The sequence below is a fragment of the Streptomyces sp. NPDC001927 genome (genome assembly GCF_053594455.1).
On the sequence record NZ_JBSFEN010000001.1, the window covers coordinates 367,551 to 392,629 of the forward strand.

Genomic DNA, 25,079 nt, shown 5'->3' on the forward strand with positions numbered 1-25,079 from the left:
TCGCCGGGTAGGAGACGGTGACGACCGCGCTACGGCCACTCGTCCGCAGCTCCGGCTTGATGAGAGCCCGCGCACCGTGCGTCGTGGCGGCGCCGGTGGTGGTGAGGCCGAACCGGTCCGCCGCGCCCGGCGCCGCGCCCAGCGAGGCGAGCTCCTCCGTCACCAGGCGGAGCAGCACCGTGCCCGTTTCCTGGGCGCGCCGCTCGCCCTTCCGCCGGGCGTCGGCCCGGGAGCCGACGAACATCTGCCCGTTGCCGTATCCGACGATCCGGACCTGCGGCACGGCCCCGTGCGTACCGCCGCCCCGCTCGTGTGCGAAGGCCGCGAGCCGCCGGGCCAGCGGACGCAGCGCGTCCGTCTGCGCGGTGCTGACCTGGACGCCCTCGGAGAACATGACGTGGTGCGTCTCGTCCTCGGGGATCGGCGCCGGCTCCACGGGCAACGGCAGCGGGTGGTCCCGGATCACGGGACCCGAGGCGTGCGCGGCCTCGATGGCGGCCAGCGCGTCGTCCGGTACGTCGAGTCCACCCTCGACGTCGGCCATGACTCCCCCGGTCCGCACGGCCGTCGAGTCGGGCGAGGAGCGGAACACGGTGCCTTCGGCGACGTAGCGGTCCGACTCACCGAGGTAGTGGAGCAGTTCGTGGAGCAGGGCGGGGTCCCCGGCCCCGAGGTCGAGGTGCAGCTGGTCCGGCCGCGCCAGCGGCTCCCCTGCCGGGGTCGAGGAGACGGTGATCGCCTCTTCCTCGGTGTTGCCGCGCCTCAGCGCGACGCGTACGTGCAGCTGGTCTCCGGAGTTCGGGAGCCTGCGCCCGTGGTCGTTGAGCGCCCGGTCCAGGAGGCTCTGGAGCCGCTGCTGGAAGACCTCGCGCTCGTCGGGGTTCAGGCCGGTGACCGGGAGGTCCAGGGTCACGTCGCGGACCCACAGGTCCGGGGTCGCCTGGATCCGCCGGATCTGCGACCGGATCAGGGTGGTACGGCCTTCGGCCATGGTGCGCGCGGGGTCGAACCGCTCGGTGCCGAGGGTCGCCACCGGGGCGCCGTCGCGGCGCGTGGCCCAGGCGGCGTCCGCGGGCGTGCCGGTCGTGACAGGCCCGGGTCCCTGTACGCCCAGGCTGAGCAGGTCCGAGGGCGGAGCCTGGGACGGGCGGAGTCCGGTCGGACCCTGCCTGGTGCGGTACGCGTCGACCAGCGTGTCGACCCCGGCCCGGGTCCTCGCGCGCTCGACCGCGTCACGGGAGCGGATCCACTCGGGGGTGTCCTCGACGTAGTCGATCGAGAGCGGGCCGTCGGTGGCCTGGCCGCCGGTGTTCTCCCACACGTAGCCGTTGCCCGTGCGGCCTCCCCGGCGCGTGGCCCGCCCGTAGACCAGCAGCTCCACCGTGCCGTCGTCGGGGTTCACGACGTACATGTAGGAGAGGCCGCCCCAGCCCCTGCCGAGGTGCACGTGCAGGGGACCGTTGAGGTACGCCGATCCCTCTTGCGGGTCCTTCCCTCCCGAGGCCAGCCCGGCCAGCAGCTCCTCGTGCCCGGCGAGCAGGTCCTCGTGCATCCGGTTCACGTAGCGGATCTCGCCGCTGAACTCCCAGGTCCTCGGGTCGGTCGCCGTCAGCCTGGTGAAGCGCGCGCGGACCTGCTCGACCCGCTCCTCCACGGCCGCGCGGCGCGCGTCGTCGGCCCGCCGCCAGGCCGGCCTGATGGCGTCGCGCACGAGCGCGCGGTTGCCGTCCGCCAAAGCGACGTCAATGGAGCCCAGGTACCCGTCCACGTCACGGTCCAGGTCCCCGGTGAGGGGCTCCCGTGCGACGGAGTGGGCGAACGTGAGGGTGGACGCGTCCTCGGGCATTTCGGTGAGGAGTTCCACAAGGTCGGGCCGGAGGACCAGCAGGGCCGCCAGTTCCGGCTCGGCGGGCAGTCGCGTCAGGATCGCGGGGCGGTCCACGAGCCAGGCGGTCAGCTCCTCGTCCTGGGCCAGGAGCGAGGCGATGGTGGGGTCGGCCTCGGCGAGCGCCGCCAACTGTGCCGTGGCGGTCGCCGATCGGCGGTCGGTCACCGGCCCTGGGACCGGTGCGGGTACCGGGTCGGTGGAGCCCGCTGCGGGATCGGTGGCGGTTGTCGCCGGGTCGCCGGGGTCCTGGGCCGCGTCCGGTCCGGGATCCGACGTGGCCGTGGCAACGGGCGGCGCGGTGTGCTGGGCTCCGTACGCGTCGACGACCTCCCGGATCCTGCCGGAGCCGGCCTTCGCGGCCTTGCCGAGCCCGCGCCCCTTGCCGGTGCCGAGAGCGAGCAGGGCGGCCTCGAAGTGGGGCTGGGTGAAGGCGTACCGCAGTAGTTCGGGGTCGCCGAGGACGGCCTTGGCGAGCAGGGGCTGGTTGTTCAGGAGCGTGGTGAGGGCCTGGTCGGCGAAGAGCCGACGCAGGTCGTCGCCGGTCAGCTCCGGGGAGGCTACGGCCATGCTGTCGAGCAGCATCGCCCGGCCGTGCGCCTTGGCCAGGAGCGCGGAGTCGGCCGTGATCGCGGTGACGAGCCCGGGGAGGCGGTCGAGGGCGCGCCACAGCCGGCTCTGCTGGTGGGCGTGGTGGACGAGGACCCGGTGGGACCGGACCAGCGCGAGGACCCCGGGCTTGCGCAGCTGGCCGGAGAGGTCCGGTACGGCGATGAGGGCCTGGGCCAGGCCTTCGAGGCCGTGCAGGGCGGGCACCAGGTTCGGGTCCGCGAGGACGTCGGTGGCCAGGCCCATGGCGCCGAGGGGATGCAGTCCGGGATGGCTGTCGAGCAGGTCGGCGAAGCCGGGGACGGTCCGCAGGGCCTCGGACAGCCGCGGTTCGTCGGCGAACGCGGACAGCAGCTCGCGGGAGGCCAGGATCTGCTCGGTCACGGCGGACGACTGGTCCAGGCCCGCCACCAGGCGGGCGTCGGTCAGGAGGCCGCGTATCTCCTCGGCGTGCTGGAAGGCCTTGGGGCGCGTCGCGAGGGCCGCCGTGAGGATCGGCGCGTCGTAGAGGGTGCGGGCGAGGCCCGGGGTGCGCGCGACGACCGGCAGGATCGGGCTGTCGGCGTCGGCGGTCAGGGCGCGCACGAGCGTGTCGACGCGGTGGAGCCGCTCCGGGGTGCCGTCGCCGCGGAGGGCGAGCAGCTCCTCGAAGAAGGCGTCGTTGTCCAGCAGCGGTGGGAGGAGGCGGAAGCCGTCGCGCAGCAGCGCGTCGGTCATGGCCTCGTTGCGCTCGACGAAACGGTCGCCGGGCGACCCGTAGCGGAAGGCGACGGCCAGGTGCGGAATCCGGATGAACCTGAAGAGGTTCCGGTTCTCGGCGATCCGCTGCCCGGCGTCCCAGTCCCGTGCCAGCTCCTCGACCAGGAACGAGTCCTGGACGAAGGCCTGATGGAGCGGGCCGTTGGTGCGCAGTGCGCGGGTCAGCCCGGTGTTGAGGTGGAGCGCGCGCTGGGCGCGCTTCGAGGGGTCGGTGAGAAGGGGGAGCAGGTCCGGCCGGTGGCGGACGGTGGGGAGGAGTTCCTCGTTCGCGTGCAGCAGGTGGAGGAGGCCCTCGTCGGCCGTGACGGCGTCCCGCAGTCCGGGGACCTCCTGGTACGCCTCTTGGAGAGCGTCGAGCATCCGCAGTCCGGCTTCGTCCCGCGCGCCGCGCAGCACGTTCCGGGCGGCGTCGGGGGGCAGGGCCAGGGTGCGCAACCGGGCCGCGTCATGCGGCGAGATGTCGAGGCCGGTCTCGCTCATGGTCCGCGCGTCGGCGGACACGATCTCGCTCAGGAGGCGGGCGCGGTTGTCGACGAGCGCGGTGAGGCGCTCCGGGTTCTCCCGGATGATCGTGGTGACGGCGGGCCGTTCCACGACCGCGTTGAAGAGCTCGGCGTCACCGGCGAGGAGCGGCAGCAGCGGCGCGGCCCGTTCGGTGGCGAGCGCGTCGAGCAGTCCGTCGTCGAGCAGCAGGCGGGACCAGTGCCCGGTCGTGCGCGTGGTGGTGGGAGAGTCCGGGGTCGGCGCGCTCTCGGGTGTCCGCGCGGCGGCGGCCGCGAGTTTCTTCAGAACGCGGCTGTGCCGGCCGCCCGCCTCCTTGGCTGCGGGAGTGGCGAGAAGCGCGTTCACGACGAGCGGGAACCGGGCCGAGAGTTCCAGGAGCGCGCTGTCCCCCGCCTGCAGCGCGGACAGGGCGTCCGGCGCCTGGTGCAGCAGGCGCATGACGTCTTCGTGCTGGTTGAAGACGGAGAGCAGCAGGCCGTCCCGGCCGGTGCCCTCGGCGAACCCTTCCGTCGTGGTCGCGACGGCGAAGTAGTTCGGGTTGATCATGGCCCGGATCATCCAGGCCCCGCTGCGGACGTACGTCCCCGCCATCTCCGGGCGCTCCCGCAGCCGCTGCGCGAACACGCCGAGTTCCTCGGTGTACACGGTGCTGATGCCCTGGACCCAGCGGTGGCGGAGCAGCGCCCGGAGCACACCGGGGACGAGCAGCGTGTCCGTGTGGGTCAGGAGCAGCTCGCGGGCGTCCTTGCCGTCCCTGGGCCGCAGCAGGCGCCGGTACTCGTGCGGTCGGGTGAGCAGTTCGGGGTTCCGTAGCAGGATGCCGGTCAGTTCCGGGTGATCGGCGAGGTCCGCGACGACGTCCGGCGGGAGGGCGGCCCCGTCGCGGCTGCCGGCGGGCGGCGCCGCCGAGGTGAGGACCTCCTCGATGGTCGCGCGGTCCCCCGCGGCCAGCGCCGCCACGAGTGCGTCCGGCCGGTACGAGAGTGTCGCGGCGAGCCGGGAGTTGGCGTACGCGGTCCGCAGCAGCCCGGGGTCGTCGGCCAGTCTCCGCCCCAGGTACGGCACGTCCAGGAGGACGTCGGAGAGGGCGGGGTCGCTGTCGAGCACGGCCGGGGTGTCGGGGTCCCGGTGCGCGGCGGCCAGCATGCCGGGAACCCGCAGCACGGTCTTGATCTGGGCCGGGTGGGCGCGCATCGCTGCCAGCAGGGGACCGTCGGTGAGGAGCCGGTGGATCTCGTCCGTGTCGGCGAAGCCGTCCCGGCGGTCGTACATCTCGTACTGGAGGTCGAGGTTGTCCTTGAGGGCTCCGAGCACCCGGAGCAGCTCCGTCCTGCCGTCCGGGCCTTGGGCGTGGAGTCCGACGATCAGCTGCGCGACCGGGGGAATGTCGGCCACCAGGACGTCCAGCATGGACAGCTGGTCGTGCCCCATGACGAGCCGCACGAGTTCGAGGTCGCCCTTGAGAGCCATGACGACGCGGTGATTGCGCAGGACGATGTGGCGGACGTTCCGGTCGTCCTCGAGGACGCCCAGGGTGGCGTGGTCCCCCAGGATCCGCCGCACGGCGTCCTCGTCGCGCAGCAGCGGCCCGACCTCACCCTGCAGGTCCGGGTTCCCGAGCGTGTCCAGCAGATCCGGGTGGTCGGCGAGCGGCGCGATGAGCCAGGGGGCGCCGTCGATGGCCTTGGCGAGGTCGGCGGAGCGGCCGGCGGCCTCCATGACCGGCCGGTTCTGGGCGAGCGCGACCAGCGTGGACGGCCGCAGCTTGTCGGGCCGGTCGGGGTGCCGCTGGTGGGAGAAGAGGAACGAGAGCACGGCGCCGTCGACGACGAACCCCGGGACGCTCCGCGTCAGTTCGCCCGCGTAGTCGAGCAGGATCGGCACCGCTTGGTCGAGGAAGTCCTCTCGATCCCCGTCCTCCCGATCGCCGCCCGGGTTCAACGCCCGCCACTGGTCGTAGGCGTCGCCGATGAGTTCGCGGGCGTTGTCGATGGTCAGCGGAGCCGTACTGACCGCGTTCGCCGCTTCGTACGGAGGCGGTGCCGCGGGGCCGGCGAAGGCGGCCGGGTCGATCCCGGCGACCGTGTCGGGCCCGGTCGAGCTGCCGGCCGCAGCGGGCCCCGGCGTGTTCCCGGTGTCCCGTCGCTGCGGGTTCTTCCTGGTGTTCCTGCTCTTGCTCTTGCCCCTGCCGGCGCCGACCCGACGGAGCGGGTCCGGCTCGGCGGGGGGCAGGGTCGCCACCAGGTCGTTGCGGACCGCCCGGGCGGCCGCCCAGTCGTCGCCTCCGTCGGTCGCCATGAAGTACGCCAGCCGCCGTACCACCTGGTCCTCGGGGGACAGTTCCCCGAACGGTGTCCTGTTGTCCACGGACACCGGCGCCACAGGGCGTACCTCGGCGAAGAGCGTGCGCGCCCGCGCCACCGTCCGCCCCAGCTCGCGGCGGCCCCGGGCCGGGCGCATGAGCCGGTCCCAGCGCACGGCGAACACGGCTGCGTCGAACTCGGCGTCCGGCCCGGCGACCGTGGCGGGCGCCAAGGGTGCGGGGCCGCTTCGCATGCCCTCCACCACGGTGGCCAGGTTGCCCGGGTCACGCAGTTGGGCCACCAACTCCTCGGAGGCCCGGAACTCCGGCATCCCCTCCACCTCGCTGATCGGCAGCGGGCCGGCGATCGCGACGCCCCCGTGTCCGTCCCAGCGGTAGTCGTTGTCGTTGCGCCGCGTACTGCGTCCGTACACCAGCGCGTCGATCAGACCGGTGGCCGGATTCATCACGTACGCGAAGGAGATGCCGCCCGTACCGCTGTCCGCGTGCGCGTGCAGCGCCCTGTTCAACCGGATGCGGTTCTCCTCGGCACCGGTGCCGCGGGCGACCCGCGCCACATCGGTCGCGTACTGCGCGAACCAGTCCTTGCCCCGCTTGTCGCCGTACACCACCTCCCCGCTGTGGACCCACGTCTGCCGGTCCACCGGCGAGAACCTCCGCAGGCGCTCACGGATCTCGGAGATCCGCCTGTCCTCGGCCGCCCGGCGCGCGTCCGCGAGCCGCCGCCAGGAGACCATGGCGGCGTTCTTCACCGCCTGGTACCCCTCCGTGGTCGACGGATTGGCGTCCAGGGACTCCTGGTACTCCTGGAAGTCCGCCTCGAAGTTCCCCGACAGCTGCGTCGACGCGGCGAACGTCGTGAACGCGTAGTCCATCAGCGTGCGCGGACGGGACCGCACCGCCTCGTAGACGCCCGGGGCGTGGAACAGCAGCTCCTTCAGTTCCGGGTGTGCGGCCAGGGAGTCGGCGATCTCGGGCGTCGACCCGATCCACCCCGTGATCTCGGCATCGGCCAGGGCGGCGGGGTCCACGGCCGCCTCGGGTCCGGCCGTCGCCGGCCGCTCGTTCCGCGCGGGCCCCGGTACGGGTGCCGCGGTGCTCTGTTCCTGGTCGACGGAGGTCGCACGTACGGGGGCGGGGGCGGCGGCGCGGGCCTCGCGGGCGGCGCGGGCGGCCTCCTTCTTCGCGATCCGGCCGGCGACCTCCGTACGGACCGCCTCCGGGCCGCGCGCGACCAGCGCGGTGAACCGCCGGGACTCGGCGAGCCCTCGGGCCTCGGTGGCGAACTCCGGCGTGGTCAGGGCGTAGTTCAGCAGGTCGGGGTCGGCGAGGACGAGCCCCGCCAGATCGCGGTGCCGTTCGAGGGCCGTCATCAGGCTCTGGTGTGCGAGCAGTGCGGCGGCCTGGTCCCGGTCGAGGGCCATCGGCGAGTCCATCAGGGCCCGTTGGAGTCCGGGCTGCCTGGTGAGCGGGCGCAGCAGGGCGGGCCGGTCGAGTACGGCCTCGGCCAGGCCCGACTGGCGGGCCAGCGCGCTCCACGCGTCGCCATGGGTGATCGCGTCCTGCACCAGACCGCGCTGGACGCGGAGCACGTCCCACAACTGCGGCCGGCCGGTCAGCTGGTCGATCAGGGTGGTGTCGAGAACCAGCGCCGACACCAGTTCGGGGCGGCCGCGCAGGGTGGGCACGGCGGCCGGGTGGTCGGCGAGGGCCGTGATCAGCCCGGGGCGCCGGGAGAAGAGCGCGACGGCGTCCTCGTTGTGGCCGAGCAACTCGGAGAACCCCGGCAGGGAGAGGGCCGCGTCGACGAGTTCCCGGTGGTCGAGCGCGGTGAGCGCGAGCTCGGTCCTGCCCAGGATCAGCTGGGCGACGTCCTCGTTCTCCGAGAGCGCGGCCATCAGGTCGCGGTCGCGGAGCAGCTTCAGGAAGTCGTCACCGGTCGGCAGCACGCCCGGGTGGTCGGCGAGCGCGCGGGTCACCACCGGAGCGCTCACCAGGACGTCGGTGAGACCGGGGTGGTCGACGATCGCGGCGAGGGACTCCGCACCGGTGGTCAGCATGGCCTCGACGAGCACATTCAGGTTCGCGGTCCGCTCCGGCGTGGCCACGGGCACCAGCTCGGTCAGCTGCCGGAAGAGGACGGGCGCCCGCTGGAGGACCTCGATGACGCCCGGGCGATCGAAGGCGGCTTCGGCGAGGGGCTCGCTCACGCCGAGGATGTAGAAGGCACCGTCGTGGTTGGTCATCAGGGTGCCCATGGCGGTGTTGGAGTACACGCGCCATATATGGCGATTCGCCGGCAGCATCGATCTGAGGTTGTCGTTCTTGGCCAGCATGTCGCGGAGGAAGTCGGTGGCCAGGAAGGCCGCGGAGAGCTTGGCGTTGACGGCGAGGGTCCGGGTGAATCGCTGGTCGAGGAGCAGAGTGCGGGTACGCGCTTCTCCCACGACGAGCGGCAGCAGTTCGGGGCGCCGCCGCAGCAGGGGCCCGAAGTGCGGGTTCTCCATCAGGAGATGCCGGATCGAGGCGCTCTCGGCCGCGGCCTCCCGCAGGCCGGGGACCATGTCTTGGGCGAGGTGCGCTTCCGTCAGGTTGGCCAGGTGGGCGGCACGCTCCTGATCGGTGTCGTCGTCCGCCTCCGCCGTCCGGAGCGCGGCCCGGCCGTCGGCGAGCGGTTCGAGCACGAGATCGTGGATCCGCCGCAGCGCGGGTTCGACGCGCCAGCCCTCCTCGGTGAATTCGAGCGGTCCGACGGATGCGATCTCGGCCCGCAGCGCGGCCATGGGATCGACGGGTGCGGCCGGGCCGTCGGCGTTCTCGGGGTCGGTCCGGTCGCGGAGGATGCCCGCGAAACGGTCGGGGTCCGCGAGGAACGCGTCACGGAACGCGGGGCGTCGCACGGCCGAGGCGAGCAGGTCGGGCTCCGCTCCGAACGCCCGGACCAGATCCGTGTTCTCCTCCTCGGCGAGGACCTCCAGGAGATTCTCGTCGCCGAGGAACCGGACCCAGTCGTCCGGGCTCAGCCGCGAGCCGTCCTGGCGCGCCGCGGCGCCGGCCGCCGCCATGACATGGAAGGTGTTGTCCAGGCCCTGGGCGCTGATCAGGATGCTCGGCTCGTTCTGCATCGCCCTGGAGACGACCCGGAACTGCCGCACCAGGTGGGACAGCGCGCCGTCGTCCTCCATGAGCGCCGGCACGACCTGTCGGTTCTGCGCGGCCGCGTACCCGATGTCCGCGTCCTTGTGGGCGGCGGCGAGCAGATGGGCGTCCCTCCTCGCCCTCTCCCAGATTCCCTCGATCCGGGGCAACTTGAGCAACCGCTCGCCCGCGCCGAAGGCCATGAGGAACGCGAGACCAGGGCTGCGAAGGGTGTCGTCCCGGGAGTCGACCGGCACCTCTTCGAGGAACCGCACCATCCTGTCCCGCTTGCCCGGATGTGTCAGGAGGACGCTCACCATCGCGGGGTGCCAGAGGGCCATCCGCAGGACCGCGCGGACCGGGAGGGAGGCGTCCTCGGCCATGGCCTTGCGCAGCGGCTGGGCGTCGTCGCCGAGCAGCCTCCGCAGCTCGTGCGGGTAGCGCAGCTCGCCGATGTGCTGGGCGAGAACCCGGGGGAAGTTCCCTTCCCGCACGAACCGGCCGATCATCTCCCGCTGGTTGGCGAAGAGGGCACGGATCGACGGATGCGCCCACAGCCGGGTCGGCGGCGGCGCGTCGCTCGCGACCCGGCCGGGTGCCTCTGCCTGGTGCGACGCCTGCGCCAACGCCGTCCGCAACTCGTCCGGGCTGCCCAGCAGAGCGTCGAAGACATGCGGATTCGCCGACAGCACCCGCACCAGGTCCGGATTCCCGTACGCGGTGTCGAGCAGCTCCCCCGACCCGGCCAGCTTCAGCGCGAGTTCCGGGCTCTCGATCAGGACGTCGGACAGATCCGGGTCCGTGTCCATGGTCTCCAGGATCGCCGGATCGGCTGCCGCCACATCCAGCATTCCCGGGATCGCCAGCACCGTCCTGGTCTGCCACGGATGATGGCGCATCGTCCGCAGCAGATCGTGACTGGCGAAGAGCTTCGGGTACGCGTCGGCCGGGAGAACCCGCTCGTTGGTGAGCAGCGACATCGTCAGGTCGATGTTGTCGTCGAGCGCCACGAGGACGGCGTTCCGCTCGGTCGCGTTCCGCTGCTTCAGGAATGTCCGGAAGCCGGGGCTCTTGTCGCTGAGCACGACGCCGGCCGTGGCGAAGTCCCGGAACAGGTCACGGAGAATGTCGGTCCGGCCCGGGAAGTACCCGACGAACGCGAAGTCGAGGGTCAACCGGTCCCTGAAGGCGTTGTCCTCCTCCATGGCGTCCAGCAGTTCCGGGCTGTTCAGCAGGACCCGCGTCTCGGCGGGCCAGTTCCCCAGCTTCCGTGCGAAGTCCTGACGGGTGGGATTCGCCAGCAGTCGGCGGAGGTTGGGGCGCGTCGAAAGCCGCTCGGGCAGGTAGGGCAGGGCGGCCGCCAGCTTGGCCGCCGGCAGGGAGTCGGAGACCGCCACCAGCACCTCGGGGTGGCGCACCAACTGCCGAATCACGTCCCGGGACGGTTCGCGCGGGCCGTCGCTGCGCAGGGCGACCAGGAAGTCGGCCACTTCGAGACCCAGTCCGCCGGGGATCTCGGCGGAGTGGCCGACGAGGAAACGGGCGACGGCGTCGGTCGTGCGCGCGCGGACGGTCTCGGTCGGTGGAACCGTGGGCGGGTGCTCCTCGTTCCAGCGTGTGACGGCCCGTTCGGCGAGCCGCCGGGCCTCGGGCAGGGTGATCTGGGTGGCGGCGGCCCGGGTGGTTCCGGAACCGGCCGGAGGAGTCCCGCGGGTGCCCGGAGCCGGGCCCGGGGTGGTGTCGGTGGCGGCCGGAGTGGTGTCGGTGGGGGCCGTTCCGGTGTCGCCGGCGGACGGAACGGGGTCGGCGGCCGTGCCGGGGCCGGTGGAGGTCGAGGGGGCATTTCGGTCCTTGGTCCCCTTGGACTTCTTTCCCTTCTTCCGCTTGAGCGGGGGCCCGCCAACCTTCAGCAGCGGGTTCGGCACGGCGGCGGGCAGCGCCGTCACGAGGTCGAACAGCCTGTTCTGTATCGCGTCCTCGTCCCCGAGGCCGTCGGTCACGGCGAAGTACGCCAGGCGCCGCACCACCTGGTCCTCGGCGGACAGCTGGTCGAACGGGAGGGTGTTGTCGACGAAGGTCGACGGCAGGTGCCGGACCGAAGCGAACCGCACGCGTGCCTCGGCGACCGCGGCTGCCAGCTTCACGCGGTCCTGGCGCGAACCCATGAACCGGTCCCACCCGGCATGGAACGCGGCCAGGTCGGAGTCGCCGGCCGGCCCGTTGTCCCGTGCGCCGTCCGGCCTGTTGTCCCGTGTGTCGGCCGGTCCGTCGACCGGCCCGTTGCCCGGTCCGTCGTCCGTGACCAGCGGCGCCGCCTGATCCTGCGGCGCCGGGCCGCCCCAGCCCGCCGGTCCCTTCCGCAGCCCTTCCACCGCGGCCGTCACACCCTCCGGCGTCCGCAGCGCCTCGACCAGCCGTACCGAAGCCTGCAACCGAGGGTGGTCCTCCGCCTCGGTGATCGTCAGCGGGCCCGACACCGGCTTGCTCCCGTGCCCGTCCCACCGGTAGCCGTTCCTGGTCCGGCGTGTACTGCGCGCATAGGCCAGCGCGTCGACCAGGCCGTCCTCCGGGTTGAGTACGTACGTGAAGGAGACACCGCCCGAACCGCCGATGCCATGGGCGTGCATGGCCGTGTGCACCGCCACGCCACCCTCACGGACGCCCGTGCCGGTCGCGACCCCCGTGAGCTCCCCCTCGAAGGCCGCGAAGTGCTCCCGCCCGTACTCCTCCCCCTTCGGGTGCGCGTACACCACCCGCCCGCTGAGCTCCCACGTCGACGTGTCCACCGCCGAGAACCTGCTCAGCCGCCTGCGGACATCCGCCAGCCACCCCTCCTCGGCCTCCCGCTGGACGGACTCCATGCCCCGCCAGGTCGCGAGGGTCGCGTCCTTAACCGCCCGGTACCCCTCCGGGGTCGACGGCATCACGTCCAGCGACTCGTGGTACGCCTGGAAGTCGGCCTCGAAGTTCCACGAGAGCCCTTCCGACGCGGCGAAGGTCGTGAACGCGTAGGACGTCAGCGTCCCGGGGTCTCGGTGCACCACGTCGAACAGACCCTGCGAGTAGAAGAGCAGGCTCCTGAGTTCCGGGTGCTCGGCGAGCGTCGCGTCCACATCGGGCGTGTCCGCGATCCAGTGCGCGATCTCCTGATCCTGCCAGGGAGGGATCGCCGCCTCGGCCTCCGCCTCGGCCTGCGCCGAGGCCTCCGACCCGGACGTAGGCGGTGTGTCGCTCCGGGGCCCGCTCAGCGGGGAGGCCGGGTCGGCGGGCTCCTCGTCGCTCGTGGTTCCGGCCGACTCGTCCGGGCCCGGGCCCGGACGAGCGGCGTCGGTCTCCGTCTCCGTCTCCGTGGCCGGGCGCGGAGCGTGGCGGTCGGCGTCCTGGGAGGCGATCAACGCCCGGAGCGCGTCGGCACCACCCGAGACCAGGCGCGCCGTCGCCGAACGGCTGCTGGTGTGGTCCTTCACTGTGCGGGCGAAACCCGGGGTGCTCACGGCGGCCGCCAGTAGCTCGGCGTCACTGACGACGAGTTCCGCCACCTCCGGCTGGGAGCCGAGGACCGCCATGAGGCCCTCGGAGCCGAGGAGGCTCCGGGCCTGCCCGGGGGTGAGGACGGTACCCGTGGACATCAGGATCTGCCAGAGTTCCGGCCGGCGTTCGAACCGGCCCAGCTGCCGCGGAGCGTCGATCAGCGCCCCGACCAGACCGGGCTGCGCCACCAGTACCTGCCAGGCCTCCTTCTGCTCCGCGGCGTCCTGCACCAGCACGCGGTGGACCCGCAGCAGGTCCCACAGCATCGGCTGTGCGGACAACTCGTCGACGAGGCGGGGGTCGGCCCACAGCGCGGAGACGAGGTCGGGCCGGCCGCGCAGCGTCGGGACGACCGCCGGGTGATCCCGAATGGTGTCGATCAGTCCGGGGTGCGTGGTGAGCAGCGCGAGGACGTCCGCGTTGTGGCTGAGCAGATTCGCGAGTGCGGGCACCTCGTTCATGGCGACGACGAGCGGCGGGTTGTCGAGGGCGGCGAGCGCCAACTCCCTGCTGCCCAGGACCTGGCGGGCAACCGCCTCCCCTTCCTGCAGAGAAGCCACCAGGTCCACGTCGTCCAGCAGTGCTCGGAAGGACTCGGCTGTCGGCAGGACCCCTGGCTGCTCGCCCAATGCCCTGGCCACGTTCGGCGTGAGGGCCAGCACATTGATGTTCGCCGGGTCGTCGACGACCACGTCGAGCGAGTCGAGGCCAAGGGTCAGCGTGGCCCGGACCACCATGTCCAGGTGCTCGATCCGCTCGGGGGACCGGTCGCCCAGGACCTCGTAGAGGCGGTCGACGACGTCGTGCGCCCCGGCGAGGACGTCGGAGACTCCGGGAACGTCGAAGACGGCTTCGGCGAGCGACTCACTGGCGCTCAGCACCTCGAGGGAGCCCTCGACGAGCGAGAAGATGTCGGTCACGGCCTGGTTCGACGTGACGCGCCACATGTGGCGGTTGTGGGCCATGGCCCATCTGATCGGCTCGTCCCTGTGCGCGGACTCGCGCACTTGCGCGTCGGTCAGGAAGGCGTTGTACAACTTGGGGTTGGTTGCGAGGGCCTCGGTGAAGGACCGGTGCTCCTCCAACGTCCTGCGTACGTCGGCATCGGCCACGACCAAGGGCAGGAGGCCCGGGCGGGTCCGCAACGTCGGCGTGAACGCGGGGCCGGACATGAGCAGGTACCGGATCGACACACTGTCCGTGGCGGCCCGCAGCAGACCGGGGACTTCTTGGAAGGCCAGATGCGCGGCCCGGAGCCGGTCGGTGAGCCGGGCGCGCTCCGACGCGTCGTCCTCCCCAGGCCACCTCCGCTGGATCGCCGCCAGGCCCTCCTCCATCGGCTGGAGCACCAGGTCCAGCGTCTCGTGGAACGACGGGAGGATCTGCCAGCCCTCCTCCGTGAACCCGGCTTCGCCCGTCTCCTCGATCTCCGCGGCCAGCGCGGCGTGATCGTCCCCGTGCCGGGCGAACCGTGCGGGGTCGCTGATCAGGGCATCGCGGAAGGCGGGCCGCCGCATGGCCGAGACCAGCAGCTCGGGGGCGGCCCCGAACGCCTGGGGCAGAGCGGCGTTCTCCTCCCGGGCGAGGACTTCGAGCAAGTCCCCGTCCGACAGGAAGCGGTTCCAGACGTCGGCGCCGACGGCCTTCTCGTCCGGGTACGCGATCGCGGCGGAGTCGGCCATGTCGTGGAAGAGTTCGCCCCGGCCCTGAGCGACGGTGAGGATCTCCGGGTTCTCCCGCATCGCGATGCTGACGTGCCGGAAGGCCCGCACGAGCCGGAACAGGGCGCCCCGGTCCGCGAGGAGAGGCGTCAGGGTCTCGGCGTCCGAGAGGAGCATCCCCGCGTCCAGGTCTTTGAAGAGCGCGGCGAACACCTGGGAGTTCATCTGGGCGTGATCCCACAGGTCTGCCACCGCGGTCACGCTGATGACGGCTTCCTTGGCACCGCTGACCACGAGGAAATGGGCGAGGGCCGGATTCTCGATCAGCGCGTCGATGGCCCCGGGATTCTCGTCGGTGAGCGTTGCCACCGCCAGGCTGACGTTCGCGTCATGGACGAGTGCCTCGCGGAGCGACTCGTGCCGGCCCGCCGCGCGCAGCACCGCGTCGACCGGGAAGTCCGGTGTCGAGGCGAGGACGTCTCGCAGATCGGCGGACTCGTCGCTCAGCAGCCTCCGCAGTTCGTGCGGGAAGCTCAGGGCTCCGATGTGGTCCGCGAGAACCTTGGTGAAACCCGCTTCCCGCGCCAGCCGGTCGAGGAATTCGTGGGGGTCGGGATACGCGGCGACGACCAGCGGCTCGGCCAGCAGCCGCCGCAGCGGTGCCGCGTTCTCGTCGACCTCACCGCGCGGCGGCCACGCGTACGTGTCCTCGGCCACCAGCGCCGCCCGCAGCGACTCCGGCCGGTCCAGCAGGAGGTCGAAGGCGTCCGGATGCGCCGACAAGACCTCCACCAGGTTCTCGTTCCCGTACGCCGCCCCCAGCAGGTCCGGCGATCCGGCCAGCGTCACGGCCAGGTCCGGGCTCTCGATCAACACGTCGGACAGGTCGGGGTTCTCGTCCAGCGTCCGGATGATCGCGGGGTTCTCGGCCGCCCGGTCCAGCATCCCCGGGATGGCCAGCACCGTCCTGGTCTGCCGCGGACGCTCGCGCAACTCCTTCTGAAGTGCGTCATTTCGGAAGAGGGTCCGGAAGGCCGCGGCATCGGGCAGGTTCTGGACGTTGTCGACGATCGCGGCGAGCAGTGCGACGTTGTCGTCGATGTCCGCGAAGGTGAGGTGCCGCTCGTCGTCGTCCAGGGTCCTCAGGAACTCGCTGAACGCCGGAGCCACCCGGACGACCATCATGACCGCCGAACGGAGGTCGGCGACCAGCTCCCGCAGGATGTCGAGCCGGCCCGGGAAGTCGTTCACGACGTACGCGTTGCTGATGATCCTGGAGCGGAACACGTCGTCGGACTCCATGGCGTCGAGCAGCGCCGGGCCGGCGATCATCCTCTCGGTCGCGGCCTCGTCCTGGAGGAGGTTCCAGGCGGGGCGCGGGTAGTCCCGGTCGGTGAGGTACGCGAGGAGGTTCGGACGGGTCGAGAGCTGCTCCGCCAGGTCGGGATGGGTCACCATCAGGCGAGCGGCCAGGTCGGAGTTGGCGGCCGCCACCAGCACGTCGGGGTGGCGTACGAGTTCGCGCAACGTCGGCCGCGGGACGGCCGACATGTCCGAGCTCCGCAGGGCGACCAGGAGGTCGGCGACCTCGATGCGCAGCTCCGGCGGGATGACCGAGGAACGGGCCTCGAGGAGGCGCGCGACATCGGAGATCGCGCCCTCGGGGTCGGCGGCGACGTTCCTCGTGGCGGGGGCCTCGGAGTCCGCCTCCGAGGCGGCGTCGGGGTCCGCGTCGGACGGGGGGACCCACCTCGGGTTCTCCTCGATCCAGCGCGTCACGGCACGCTCGGCGAGCCGCCGGGCTTCCTCGCCCGTGATGCGAGCGGGCGGGGCACCGACCGTGCTCGTGGACGGTGCGTCCTGGCTCGTCGACGGGCCCGGCGCTCCGGTCGTGTCGGGCGTGGAGTCCGTCGCCGGGACCGCCGCCTGCTGCTGATCGTCCTGGGACTGCTTCTTCCTTTTCTTCTTCTTGCCGTTGCCGCCGCCTTCCCGCACGAACGGGTTCGGCGGCTCCTGAGGAAGGTCCCCGACCAGCCGCTCCGCGAGGGCTCGAGCCCCCTCGATGTCGCCGGGCCAGGTGTACAGGTGGTGCGCGGCACGGCGTACGACCTGGTCCCCGGCCTTGAGGCGGGTGTACGGGTCGGTGTCGCGGTCGAAGGCCACGGGGAGCCTGCGCAGCGGGGCCACGAGCTCGTGCGCGTCGGCCAGCGCCTCGTCCAGGACCTCGCTGTGGGCCTCCCGCCGGAGGCTCTCCCAGAGCCTGTCGAACGCGACCGGGTCGAAGGGCGCGGTGGAGCGGCGTACCGCGGCCTCGAAGGCGGCGTCCCCCTCGTTGAGGACCCGCGCGGCGGCCGTCCGGGCCCCCTTGGAGTCGTCGGGGTCGCGGAAGAGGTGGGCCGCCGCGGTTTCGGTGAGCATGATCCGCTGCGCCGGGGTGACCATGGCACCCCGGTCCGTGAGGAGGTCGCTCACCACGGCCCGGGCCTGCCGGGTGACCCTGGCGACCTGAGCCACCTGATCCAGCGCCGAGGGAGCCGTCGCCCCGACGGGGGGCGGGGTGGTGAGGTCTCCCGAGGATCGATCCTTCGAGTCGAACCGCGCGTTCTGGCGCCAGGACTCCACCAGGACCGTGAGGTCGGGATGATCGGCGCGTGCCAGGTCGGGAACGTCCGAGGAATACTCGTCGAGGAAGGGGGCGAGGCCCTGCTCGGGATCCGTCAGTTCCTGCCAGCCGACCTGGTGGTGGGCGGCGACCGCCATGAGCCAACCCGCCCTGCGCCGGGCCTCGGCGATCTGGCGGGGCCGGTAGTCGCGTTCGGCGAAGCTCCAGCGCGCCAGAAGCGTCAGATCGCGCGTCACCACGTTCCCGCCCTCGCGCAGGACCGGACCGAGCACGGCGGAGACGTGAAGGGGGTCGGCGCCGAGTTGGCGGGCGATCGTGAAGAGGTTCTTCGGGGTGACCCCCAGGTCGGCAGCGATCCGCGGCAGGTCGTCGGGGATCCGCCCGATGGTCTCGGCGAGGATGAGGATGTCGGTGCTCTTGCGCAGCCCGATCTCCCGCCGCAGCCGGTCCGTCGCGTTGACGTCGAACCAGCCGTACCGGAGCAGCCGGCGGGCGCGCCGCCGACCGGTCCGCAGGTGCTTGGAGATGACCGCGACCAGTTCGGGCGAGCGGTCGGGGCGTGCGCCACGCCGCGGGTACGAGGGAGCTGCCTCGGTCCCCGTGTAGCCGGGCAGCTCCGGCTCCGGCTCCTGCTCCGCGTACGCGGGCGGTTCCGGCGAGGAGTCGTCCGACGGCGGCAGGAGCGGTGCGGACTCCTCGTCGTCCATGGCGTCGGAGTCCTCGTACACCGTGCTGTCCCCGTCCTCGTCGGGGAGCCGCTGCCAGCCCTCCTCCGAGGAGAGCGAGTCGACGGACGGGGCGGAGGAGACGGTGGAGAAGACGGAGGCGGTGTCGCTCGCGTCGTCCGGAAGCGGGGTGGAATCCCTCCTCGGGACCGGGAACAGCGGGTCGTCGAGCAGCTGCAGCGCCCACGCGCGGGCCTCGTCCCGACGGGCGGGGTCCTTCCGGAGACCCGGGTCGCTGTGGAGGATCTCCGCGAGGCGGCGGGACGCCTGGTCGGCGCGGTCGAGTTCGGCGAACGGAGCGGGCGTGAGGGGGTCGGTGACCCGGCCGTGCTCGGCGAGCAGGGACTGCGCCGTGGCGGCGGCGGCCGCCAGTTCGGGCGTGTCCGTATTGATCTTGTCCCAGCGGCGCTGGAAGGAACGCTCCGTCGGCCGGCCGCCGCGGTCCGGGTCATCCCGCTCGTCCCGCTCGTCCCGCTCGTCCTCGACGAGGGTCTCGGAGTCCGAGCTCGTCGTGGACACGGTGTCGGGCGTCGCGCGAGGCTCCCGTTCGGGTGCCAGGGAGGACTCGGTCTCCGGGCGGGCCGGTCCGGGGTCGCCGTCGAGCAGGTCAAGGGCTCGGGCGAGGGCCTCGTCCCGACGTTCGTCCTTCTGGAGGCCGCGGTCCTCGAAGAGGAGGACCGCGAGGCGGCGCAGGGCACGGTCGTCGTCGCCGAGCCGGGAGTACGGCGTCGAAGAGAGGGGCTCGGTGCTCCGGCCGAGGTCGGCCATGAGCTTCCGGGCCTTGTCGACCGACCGGACGAACCCCATGGTGTCCGTGGGGAGTTGATCCCAATGGGCCTGGAAGTCCCCGTCCGACAGCCGGTCCGTGGACCGGGTCGACTCCTCGGGCCTGGACGCGCCCAGCCAACGGTCGCGGTCCTTGCCGCTCCCGCCCTTCCTGCCCCGGCGGGTGGCCCTGGGCAGCCGTGCGACGGTCACGGGGCGTCCGTCCTGGGCGCCGACGAGCACCGTACCGCCGTTCGGCTGGACGACGTTGACGGTGAGTCCGTACACCTGGCCGGCCACGAGCGGCAGGATGTCGTCCGTGGCGTCGGACGCGGTGGTGTACGTCCGCATCGCCTCGGCCAGCGAGCGCCGTTCGTCGTCGCCCCAGGTGTTGTGGACCCTCTGGAGCTCCTGGGCGTAGATCTCCTGCCGCGACAGGGTCTCCCCCTGGCGCAGCCGGTCCGCCGTACGGTCCTCGGCCACCGCAACCTGCGCCTGGGTGTCGACGGTGCCCCAGAGCGAACGGGAACCGGCGTCGGCGGGCGTGTCCAGCTCGGCCACGAGGGCGTCCGACAGGCGGGCCCGGACGTCGGCCGGCGTACCGGTGACGACATCGGGGGCGGCGGCGCCGAGCGCGAGGACGAGGCTGTCCTCGCCGGGGGCGGAGGCGCGCGGGATCGCGCCCTGGCCGATCAGGAAATCCTGCTGACTTACCGTCAGTTCACGCTGCCCGGGGACCTCCTGTGCGATCAAGGGCGATTCGCCGGCAGTGGTGGTTGTGGTCGTGCTGGTCGTGTCGGTCGTGGTCGTGCTGGTCGCGTCGGTCGTGCTGGTGACGGTGGACGTGTCGGTGGTGGTGTCGGTGATGGATCCGTCGCTGGAGGGGGTGTCCAGGAGCTCGAACTCCAGGTCGCCGGTGTTGAAGTAGCGGGCCTCCGGAGTGGGTGCGAGCACCGGGTCTTCGCCGAGAGTCTGTACCGGATTCCCGTCGACGGTGGGCTCCGGCATCTGCCAGGGCTCCGGCGTGACGTCCCCGGCCACGGGGTTCGCACCCGGCAGGGTTCCGGGAGTGGATCCGGGGCGGCCCTCCGGGATCGAACGATCGTCCCGACCGCCGGGCGCGGGCGTGGGCATGGTCGTGCCGGCGGGGTTCCCGGCCGGGTCGGCCCTGAACTGCTGCGGCTCGTTGGGGAGTTGACCTGAACTCTGGACGGGGCCGCCGCGCAGGACGTCCTGGACGGAGGCGGGCGTCGTGGACGGCGGCGCCGGGGTGTCGCCGCCGGGTCGGTACGTGGAGAGGTCGGGGAGGTCCTGGACGCCGGTGGACACGGATGGAGGGCGGCCGGAGCCGTCCCCGCCGGGCATGCCGGTGCCGTTCGGAACCCCGTTCCTGTTCCCGCTGCCGCTGCCGTTCTCGTTCGTGCCGGTGAAGGTGTTCGGGTTTCCGCTGCCGTCCCAGGTGCTGCTTCCGTTGGGGCCGGGGTTCGTGCCGCCGCTGGTGCTCCGGTCGGGGTTTCCCCCGCCCGAACCGTTGTCTCCGCTGAGGTCCGAGGACGTCTGAGGCGGGCGACGCGTTCCGCCGCCGTTGTCCCGGTCGAGGTTCAGCGGGAACCCGGAGCCCGTACCCGGCCCCCCGTTCGTGCTGCCGTTCGCGTCCCGGTCGGTGTTCCCGTCCTGAGTCCCGTCCGAGCTCAGGTTCCGGGGCGGCCAGACTCCGGAGCCGGTGTTCACCCCGTTCGGGGTCGGCGGAGGGTTCACCCAGTTGTTGTGGAACCAGTGCGCGGCGCCCTCCACGCCCTGCTCCAGGTTCCGTTCGACGACGGAGCTGCCGCCGGCCGAGAGGACGGTCGACCAGGTGAAGCCGGGGCCGCCGAAGATGGCGGCCATCACTCCGGCCGCGAGAGCCTCGCCGAAGCCTTCGGACGCGAAGTCGTTCGCGTTGCCGAACGTCTCCTTGGTGAACCGGTTCCAGTTAGGCGGGTTCATCCAGGAGTCGCCGAAGTCGTTGTCGTTCCGGCCCAGTTTGGACAGGAGGTCCTTGCCTCCCTTGAACACGTTCCCGAAGATCTCACCGATGGCGCCCGCGAAGAAGCCGAAGAGGGCGTCCTTGCCGATGGACTTGAAGTCGAGGGACTCCCGCCGGAAGTTCTTGTTGCCGAAGGCCATGTTGCCGAGCTGGACGGCGAACGCGAGGAGCGCCTCCTCGACCGCCTCGAACACGCCGGGCAGCACCTTGATCCGCTGCATCAACTGCATGATCGAGGCCAGCACGGCGACCCGGGCGCGGTTCAGGATGGCCGTCTGGAGGCCGCCCAGACCGCCGAAGCCGAACGCGGCGAGGAACGCCACCCAGGCGAGCAGCGCCAGCATCTGGAGCAGGGCCGCCATGATCTGCCAGTACATCTCGTACAGGTCACGCGACTTCTGGTCCAGGTCGATCCGCACGTCGCGCAACTGCTGCTGGAACTGGTCCAGATACGTCTTGCCCCGGCCGGAGGTGAAGCTCTTGACGGTCTCCTCGAACTGCTTGCGGGCCTCCTCCGGCATTCCGTCACCGATCTTCAGGGTGACGTCCCGCGCCATCTGCATCATGACGTCGATGTCGCGGGCGAGCCGCTCGTGCACCTGACCGGCGTCCTGGGCCATTTGCGGGATGCCGCTCGGCGGGTCCTCACCGATGAGGATCCTGCACAGGGTCACGGCCCACGGGGGCCACGGTCCGAGGCCGGGGTCGCCGGGGGTGCTCATCCGCGCGGGCCCGACTGGCCGTCCTGCTCCTGCTTGATCGAGGAGAGGACGTCGTTCTGGCGGTTGATGTACTCGTTGGCGTTCTTCACCGTGCCTTCGGCGAGTGCGAGGAAGACCTCGGTGAAGCCCTTCAGCGCATCCCTGATCTTCCCGGTCTGCTCCAGGTAGATCGGCCGCTGCGTCTTCGCGAACTCGTCGTCGCCCTCCCCGGGCCAGCCCTTGGTCGCGTCCGAGTCGGACTCGTAGCGCTGCACCAGGTTGTTGATGTTGGTCGTGAAGTCCCGCAGCACGTTGGAAGCGGTGATGACGTCGTCGGCTGACGCTTCGAACTTCGAGGCCATGGCCTGCTCCCGGAATCTGCCACGCTGCGGCGTGCGGCGGTGGTGCGGTGTCGAGGGGATTCTGCACCCGGAGATCCACAGACGCCTGCGTCAGTTGACGTACGTCGCGGGCCCCGGGCGCACGCGGTGGTGCGGCCGGCTCAGGGTGCGGCCGGCTCAGTCGTTCGCGTCCCCGTCGACCTCGTCGTACAGGGCACGGCCCTTGCGGCGCCTGCCGCCGGCGCCATCGGCGGGACGCTCGGGCTCCGGCGGGGCCGCCGGGCCGAGGAACTGGCCGATCAGCGCGCCCCAGTCGGCCTGCGTGCCGGGGATTCCCGGCAGCGTGGGCATCCCGGACATGGCGCTGAGCGCGTTGACGCTGTCGGTGAGCGGCTTGACCATCTCGGTCACGTCCCGGGACACGAGGGCCCTGGCGCTGCCGAACGCCTCCATCACGGAGGCCGCGAGCTGCGGGGCGGCCATGGTCCGGTACTTGTTCTCCAGAAAGCGGATACCCGCCATCTCGCCGGTGCCCGCGACGGTCACCTCGACGCTGCGGTCCTTGGAGGTGGCCGAGAGCTTGATGCCGCGGACCTGCTCCTGGGCCTGGGCGGCGGCGCGCTCCGAGGCGTCCAGGTCCGCGATGGCCATCGCGAGGCGTTCCTCGATCGAGTGCTTCGACGTGCTCATCGGCTCTCTCCCGTCATGAAGGCGTTCTTCGACCCATTGCTCGTGCCGGGCTCCGCACGGCCGAGGACCGCCGGGTTGACGTCGTCCTCGGTGCCCCAGACGTCCTCCTCCTCGGCGAGCCAGTTGGCCCGCTCGCGGTCGTTGCTCTGGGTCTGCTGACCGTTGCCGTTCTGGCCGCCGGCCGGTGGCATGTACGGGGGTGTGCCGGAGCCCGTGGCGTTGGGATTCTGGGCCATCCGGTTGGGGGAGCCTGCGGGATCGCCCACGAACTCGCGGACCCGGTCGCCGCCGCCCATGCCTCCGGCGCCGCCACCGCCCATGCCGCCCGCACCGCCCATGGCGCCACCCATGCCGCCCATGCCGGGCATCATCGGGGTCCCGGTCGGGGAGCCGCCGTTCGGCGTGCCGCCGAGGGCCAGGTCGGGGCTGCCGCCGAGGGCGTTCACCCCGTAGCCGGGGAAGTCGGTGGACACGTCGTAGCCGGCTTCCTCGTAGCGGGGCGTGGTCGCCTGGAGCGGGTTCCCGCTCCCGCTCTCCAGCGTGCCGCCGCCCCCGCCGCCGGTGACACCGCCGCCGGCGGTGTCGTAGCCGGAGGCGGTGCCCACCCCGGGAAGATCGAGGCCGGGCGGGCTCAGGGAGGGTAGCGGTGGCGTGGTCAGACTGACGTCGGGCCGGTCGCCCAGCGGCTTGCCGTCCGGGCCCAGGTACGAGGTCTCGCCGTCGGGTGAGGTCAGGGTGACGATCCCGCCCGGGTGCAGCACCTTCTTGCTGCCGTCGGGCTTCTCGGTCGTGGTCGTGCCGTCGCGCGTCGTGGTGACCTTCGTACCGTCGGGCTGCTCCGTCAGGATCGTGCCGTCGGGCCGCCGGGTGACCTTCGTACCGTCCGGGCTGGTGGTGACGGAGCTGCCGTCGGGCAGGACGGTCCTGCTGCTGCCGTCGGGGAAGGTGGTCGGCAGGCCCGAGCCGTCCCAGTCCTGCAGCGCGGGCGGCTTGACGCTGAGCCGGGAGCCGCCGCCCCCGCCGGGCACGACGGGGACGGTGGTGCCGTTGGGGCCGGTGGTCCCATCGGGGTTGGTGGTGCCGGGAAGGCCGCTGCCGCCGGAGAGTCCCGAACCGGGTCCGCCGAGTTCGGGCAGGTCCGGCTGCACCAGCCGGGACGACGGCAGGCCGGAGCCCGGGGTGCCGGAACCGGGCGTGCCCATGTCCGGCAGGCCGAGGTCGGGCGCCGGCTGGCTGACGAGGGTCCTGGGGTTGCCCGTGCCGCCGGGGCCGCCGGATCCGGTGCTGCCGGGCAGGCCGCCGGGGGTCCCACCCGGGAGGCCGTCCGGCGTGTTCAGGCCGGAGCCGCCGCCTCCCGGGTTGTTGAGGCCGGGCGGGGGGACGTTCGCGAGGAATCGGTTCGGGTCGCCGAGGCCGCCGTCGCCGCCACCCTGGTTGCCGTTGCCGTTCCTCCCGTCAGCTCCGTTCGCCCCGTTGTTCCCGTCGCCGCCCAGGTTGTTGAGGTCGGGCGGCGGGATCCTCGTGTTGTTGTTGCCGCCCTTGCCGTCGTCGCCGTTCGCGCCGTCGTCGCCGTCGTCCCCGCCGAGGCCCAGCTTGTTCAGGATGTCGTCGACGCTCTCGTTGCCGGAGCCGCCGCCCTTGCCGTCGTTGCCGCCCTTGTTGTCGCTGCCGAGCGGTGAGGTGTTGCGGGTGGCGAGCGGATTGACGAGGTCGGCCGTCGCGCTGATGAAGGCGTTGTTCACGTTGCTCATCTGCTCGGTGCCCTTCGGCACGAGCGTGCTGTCGAGGAAGTCGTTCCAGGCCTTGATGGCGTCGTTGCCGATCCTCGTCCAGGTGTCCAGCTGGCTGAGGTTCCCGTAGGTCGGGTGGTCCTGCCAGAAGGACGGGCCGGGGGCCATCCAGTAGTTGTCGCCGTTCGTGCCGGTGTCCATCAACACCTGGCCGATGTTGTTCCCCTGGATCCAGACGGCGAGGTCGTAGACCACCTTGTTCAGCGTCTGCATCGGGTTGGACAGCGAGTTCCCCGCCCAGTTGTGCCATGCCTGGACGAGCTCGTAGCCCGCCTGGTGCACCGCGTTCGCGGCGCCGATCAGGGCGTCGCCCGGCTTGGTCTGGGAGGCGCCCTGGCCGTACACCGGGTACAGGGCGAAGTTCTTGGGCGAGAAGCCCTCGGGCCTGAGCTGTTCCTTGTACCCCTTGAAGTTCTCCTCCATCCGCCTGATCAGCGCCGCGAAGGCGTCGGCGGCGGTCCCCCGCATGTCCGCGTCCTCGTGGCCGAGGGACTCGGCCCACTTCTTGAGGACTTCCTCCTGATCACGGAAGTACAGGTACGAGCGGTCGTAGGCGCCTGCGACGTCGGAGAAGGTCCGCAGCTTGACGACGTTCTGCGGGTCGACCGCGAGACCGCCGTAGTTGCCGTCCTGGGTGGAGAACGGGTTGTTCACCAGCCGGTTGAGCATGTTGAGCGGACCGAAGATGTAGTTGTCGAGCGGGGTCCCCGGGCGGGCGGGACGCTCGGCCGGGTTCCAGAGGAAATCGATGGTGATCTTGTTGAGGTTGAGGCTGCCCATGTTGCGCTGCGTGTAGTACGCAAGCACGTACGAGTGGCCGTCCACGTTCGGTCCGACGCTCGGTCCCACCTTCGACTGGACCGTCACGCTGTCGAAGGTCTCGATCGTGACGTTCATCAGCGGGACCTTGCCGTCGCTCCCGGAGAGCTCCTGGAAGAGGTTGGACCGCTCGGGCATCGGATAGCCCGTCAGGTTCTTGATGGCGTTCGCCCAGTCGTCCCCAGGCAT

The 25,079-nt window shown here is 71.9% G+C and carries 4 protein-coding genes (1 of these 4 only partly in view); all 4 read right to left on the minus strand.

All coding sequences use genetic code 11. The features are described from left to right. Nucleotides 1–21,223, minus strand: the beginning of a protein-coding gene (locus ACWCO8_RS01525) for a hypothetical protein (RefSeq protein WP_451030394.1). 32,357 nt of this gene lie to the left of the window's left edge; the window shows 21,223 of its 53,580 coding nt (coding positions 1–21,223); it begins with the start codon at nucleotides 21,221–21,223; its stop codon lies off the left edge, out of view. 44 nt (nucleotides 21,224–21,267) lie between these two features. Beyond that, nucleotides 21,268–21,612, minus strand: a complete 345-nt coding sequence (locus ACWCO8_RS01530) for a hypothetical protein (protein WP_451030395.1) — start codon at nucleotides 21,610–21,612, stop codon at nucleotides 21,268–21,270. A 156-nt stretch (nucleotides 21,613–21,768) separates the two neighbouring features. Then, nucleotides 21,769–22,281 carry a YbaB/EbfC family nucleoid-associated protein gene (locus tag ACWCO8_RS01535; RefSeq protein WP_451030396.1) on the minus strand — a complete coding sequence of 171 codons (513 nt, stop codon included), beginning with the start codon at nucleotides 22,279–22,281 and terminating at the stop codon, nucleotides 21,769–21,771. Beyond that, nucleotides 22,278–25,079, minus strand: a complete 2,802-nt coding sequence (locus tag ACWCO8_RS01540) for an AAWKG family protein (RefSeq protein ID WP_451030397.1) — start codon at nucleotides 25,077–25,079, stop codon at nucleotides 22,278–22,280. Before ACWCO8_RS01540 ends, ACWCO8_RS01535 begins: the two co-directional genes overlap by 4 nt.

Excerpts from the sequence above, each read along its gene's own strand:
- ACWCO8_RS01530 (WP_451030395.1), bottom strand. The coding sequence starts at position 21,612 with ATGGCCTCGAAGTTCGAAGCGTCAGCCGACGACGTCATCACCGCTTCC.
- ACWCO8_RS01540 (WP_451030397.1), bottom strand. The coding sequence starts at position 25,079 with ATGCCTGGGGACGACTGGGCGAACGCCATCAAGAACCTGACGGGCTAT.
- ACWCO8_RS01535 (WP_451030396.1), bottom strand. The coding sequence starts at position 22,281 with ATGAGCACGTCGAAGCACTCGATCGAGGAACGCCTCGCGATGGCCATC.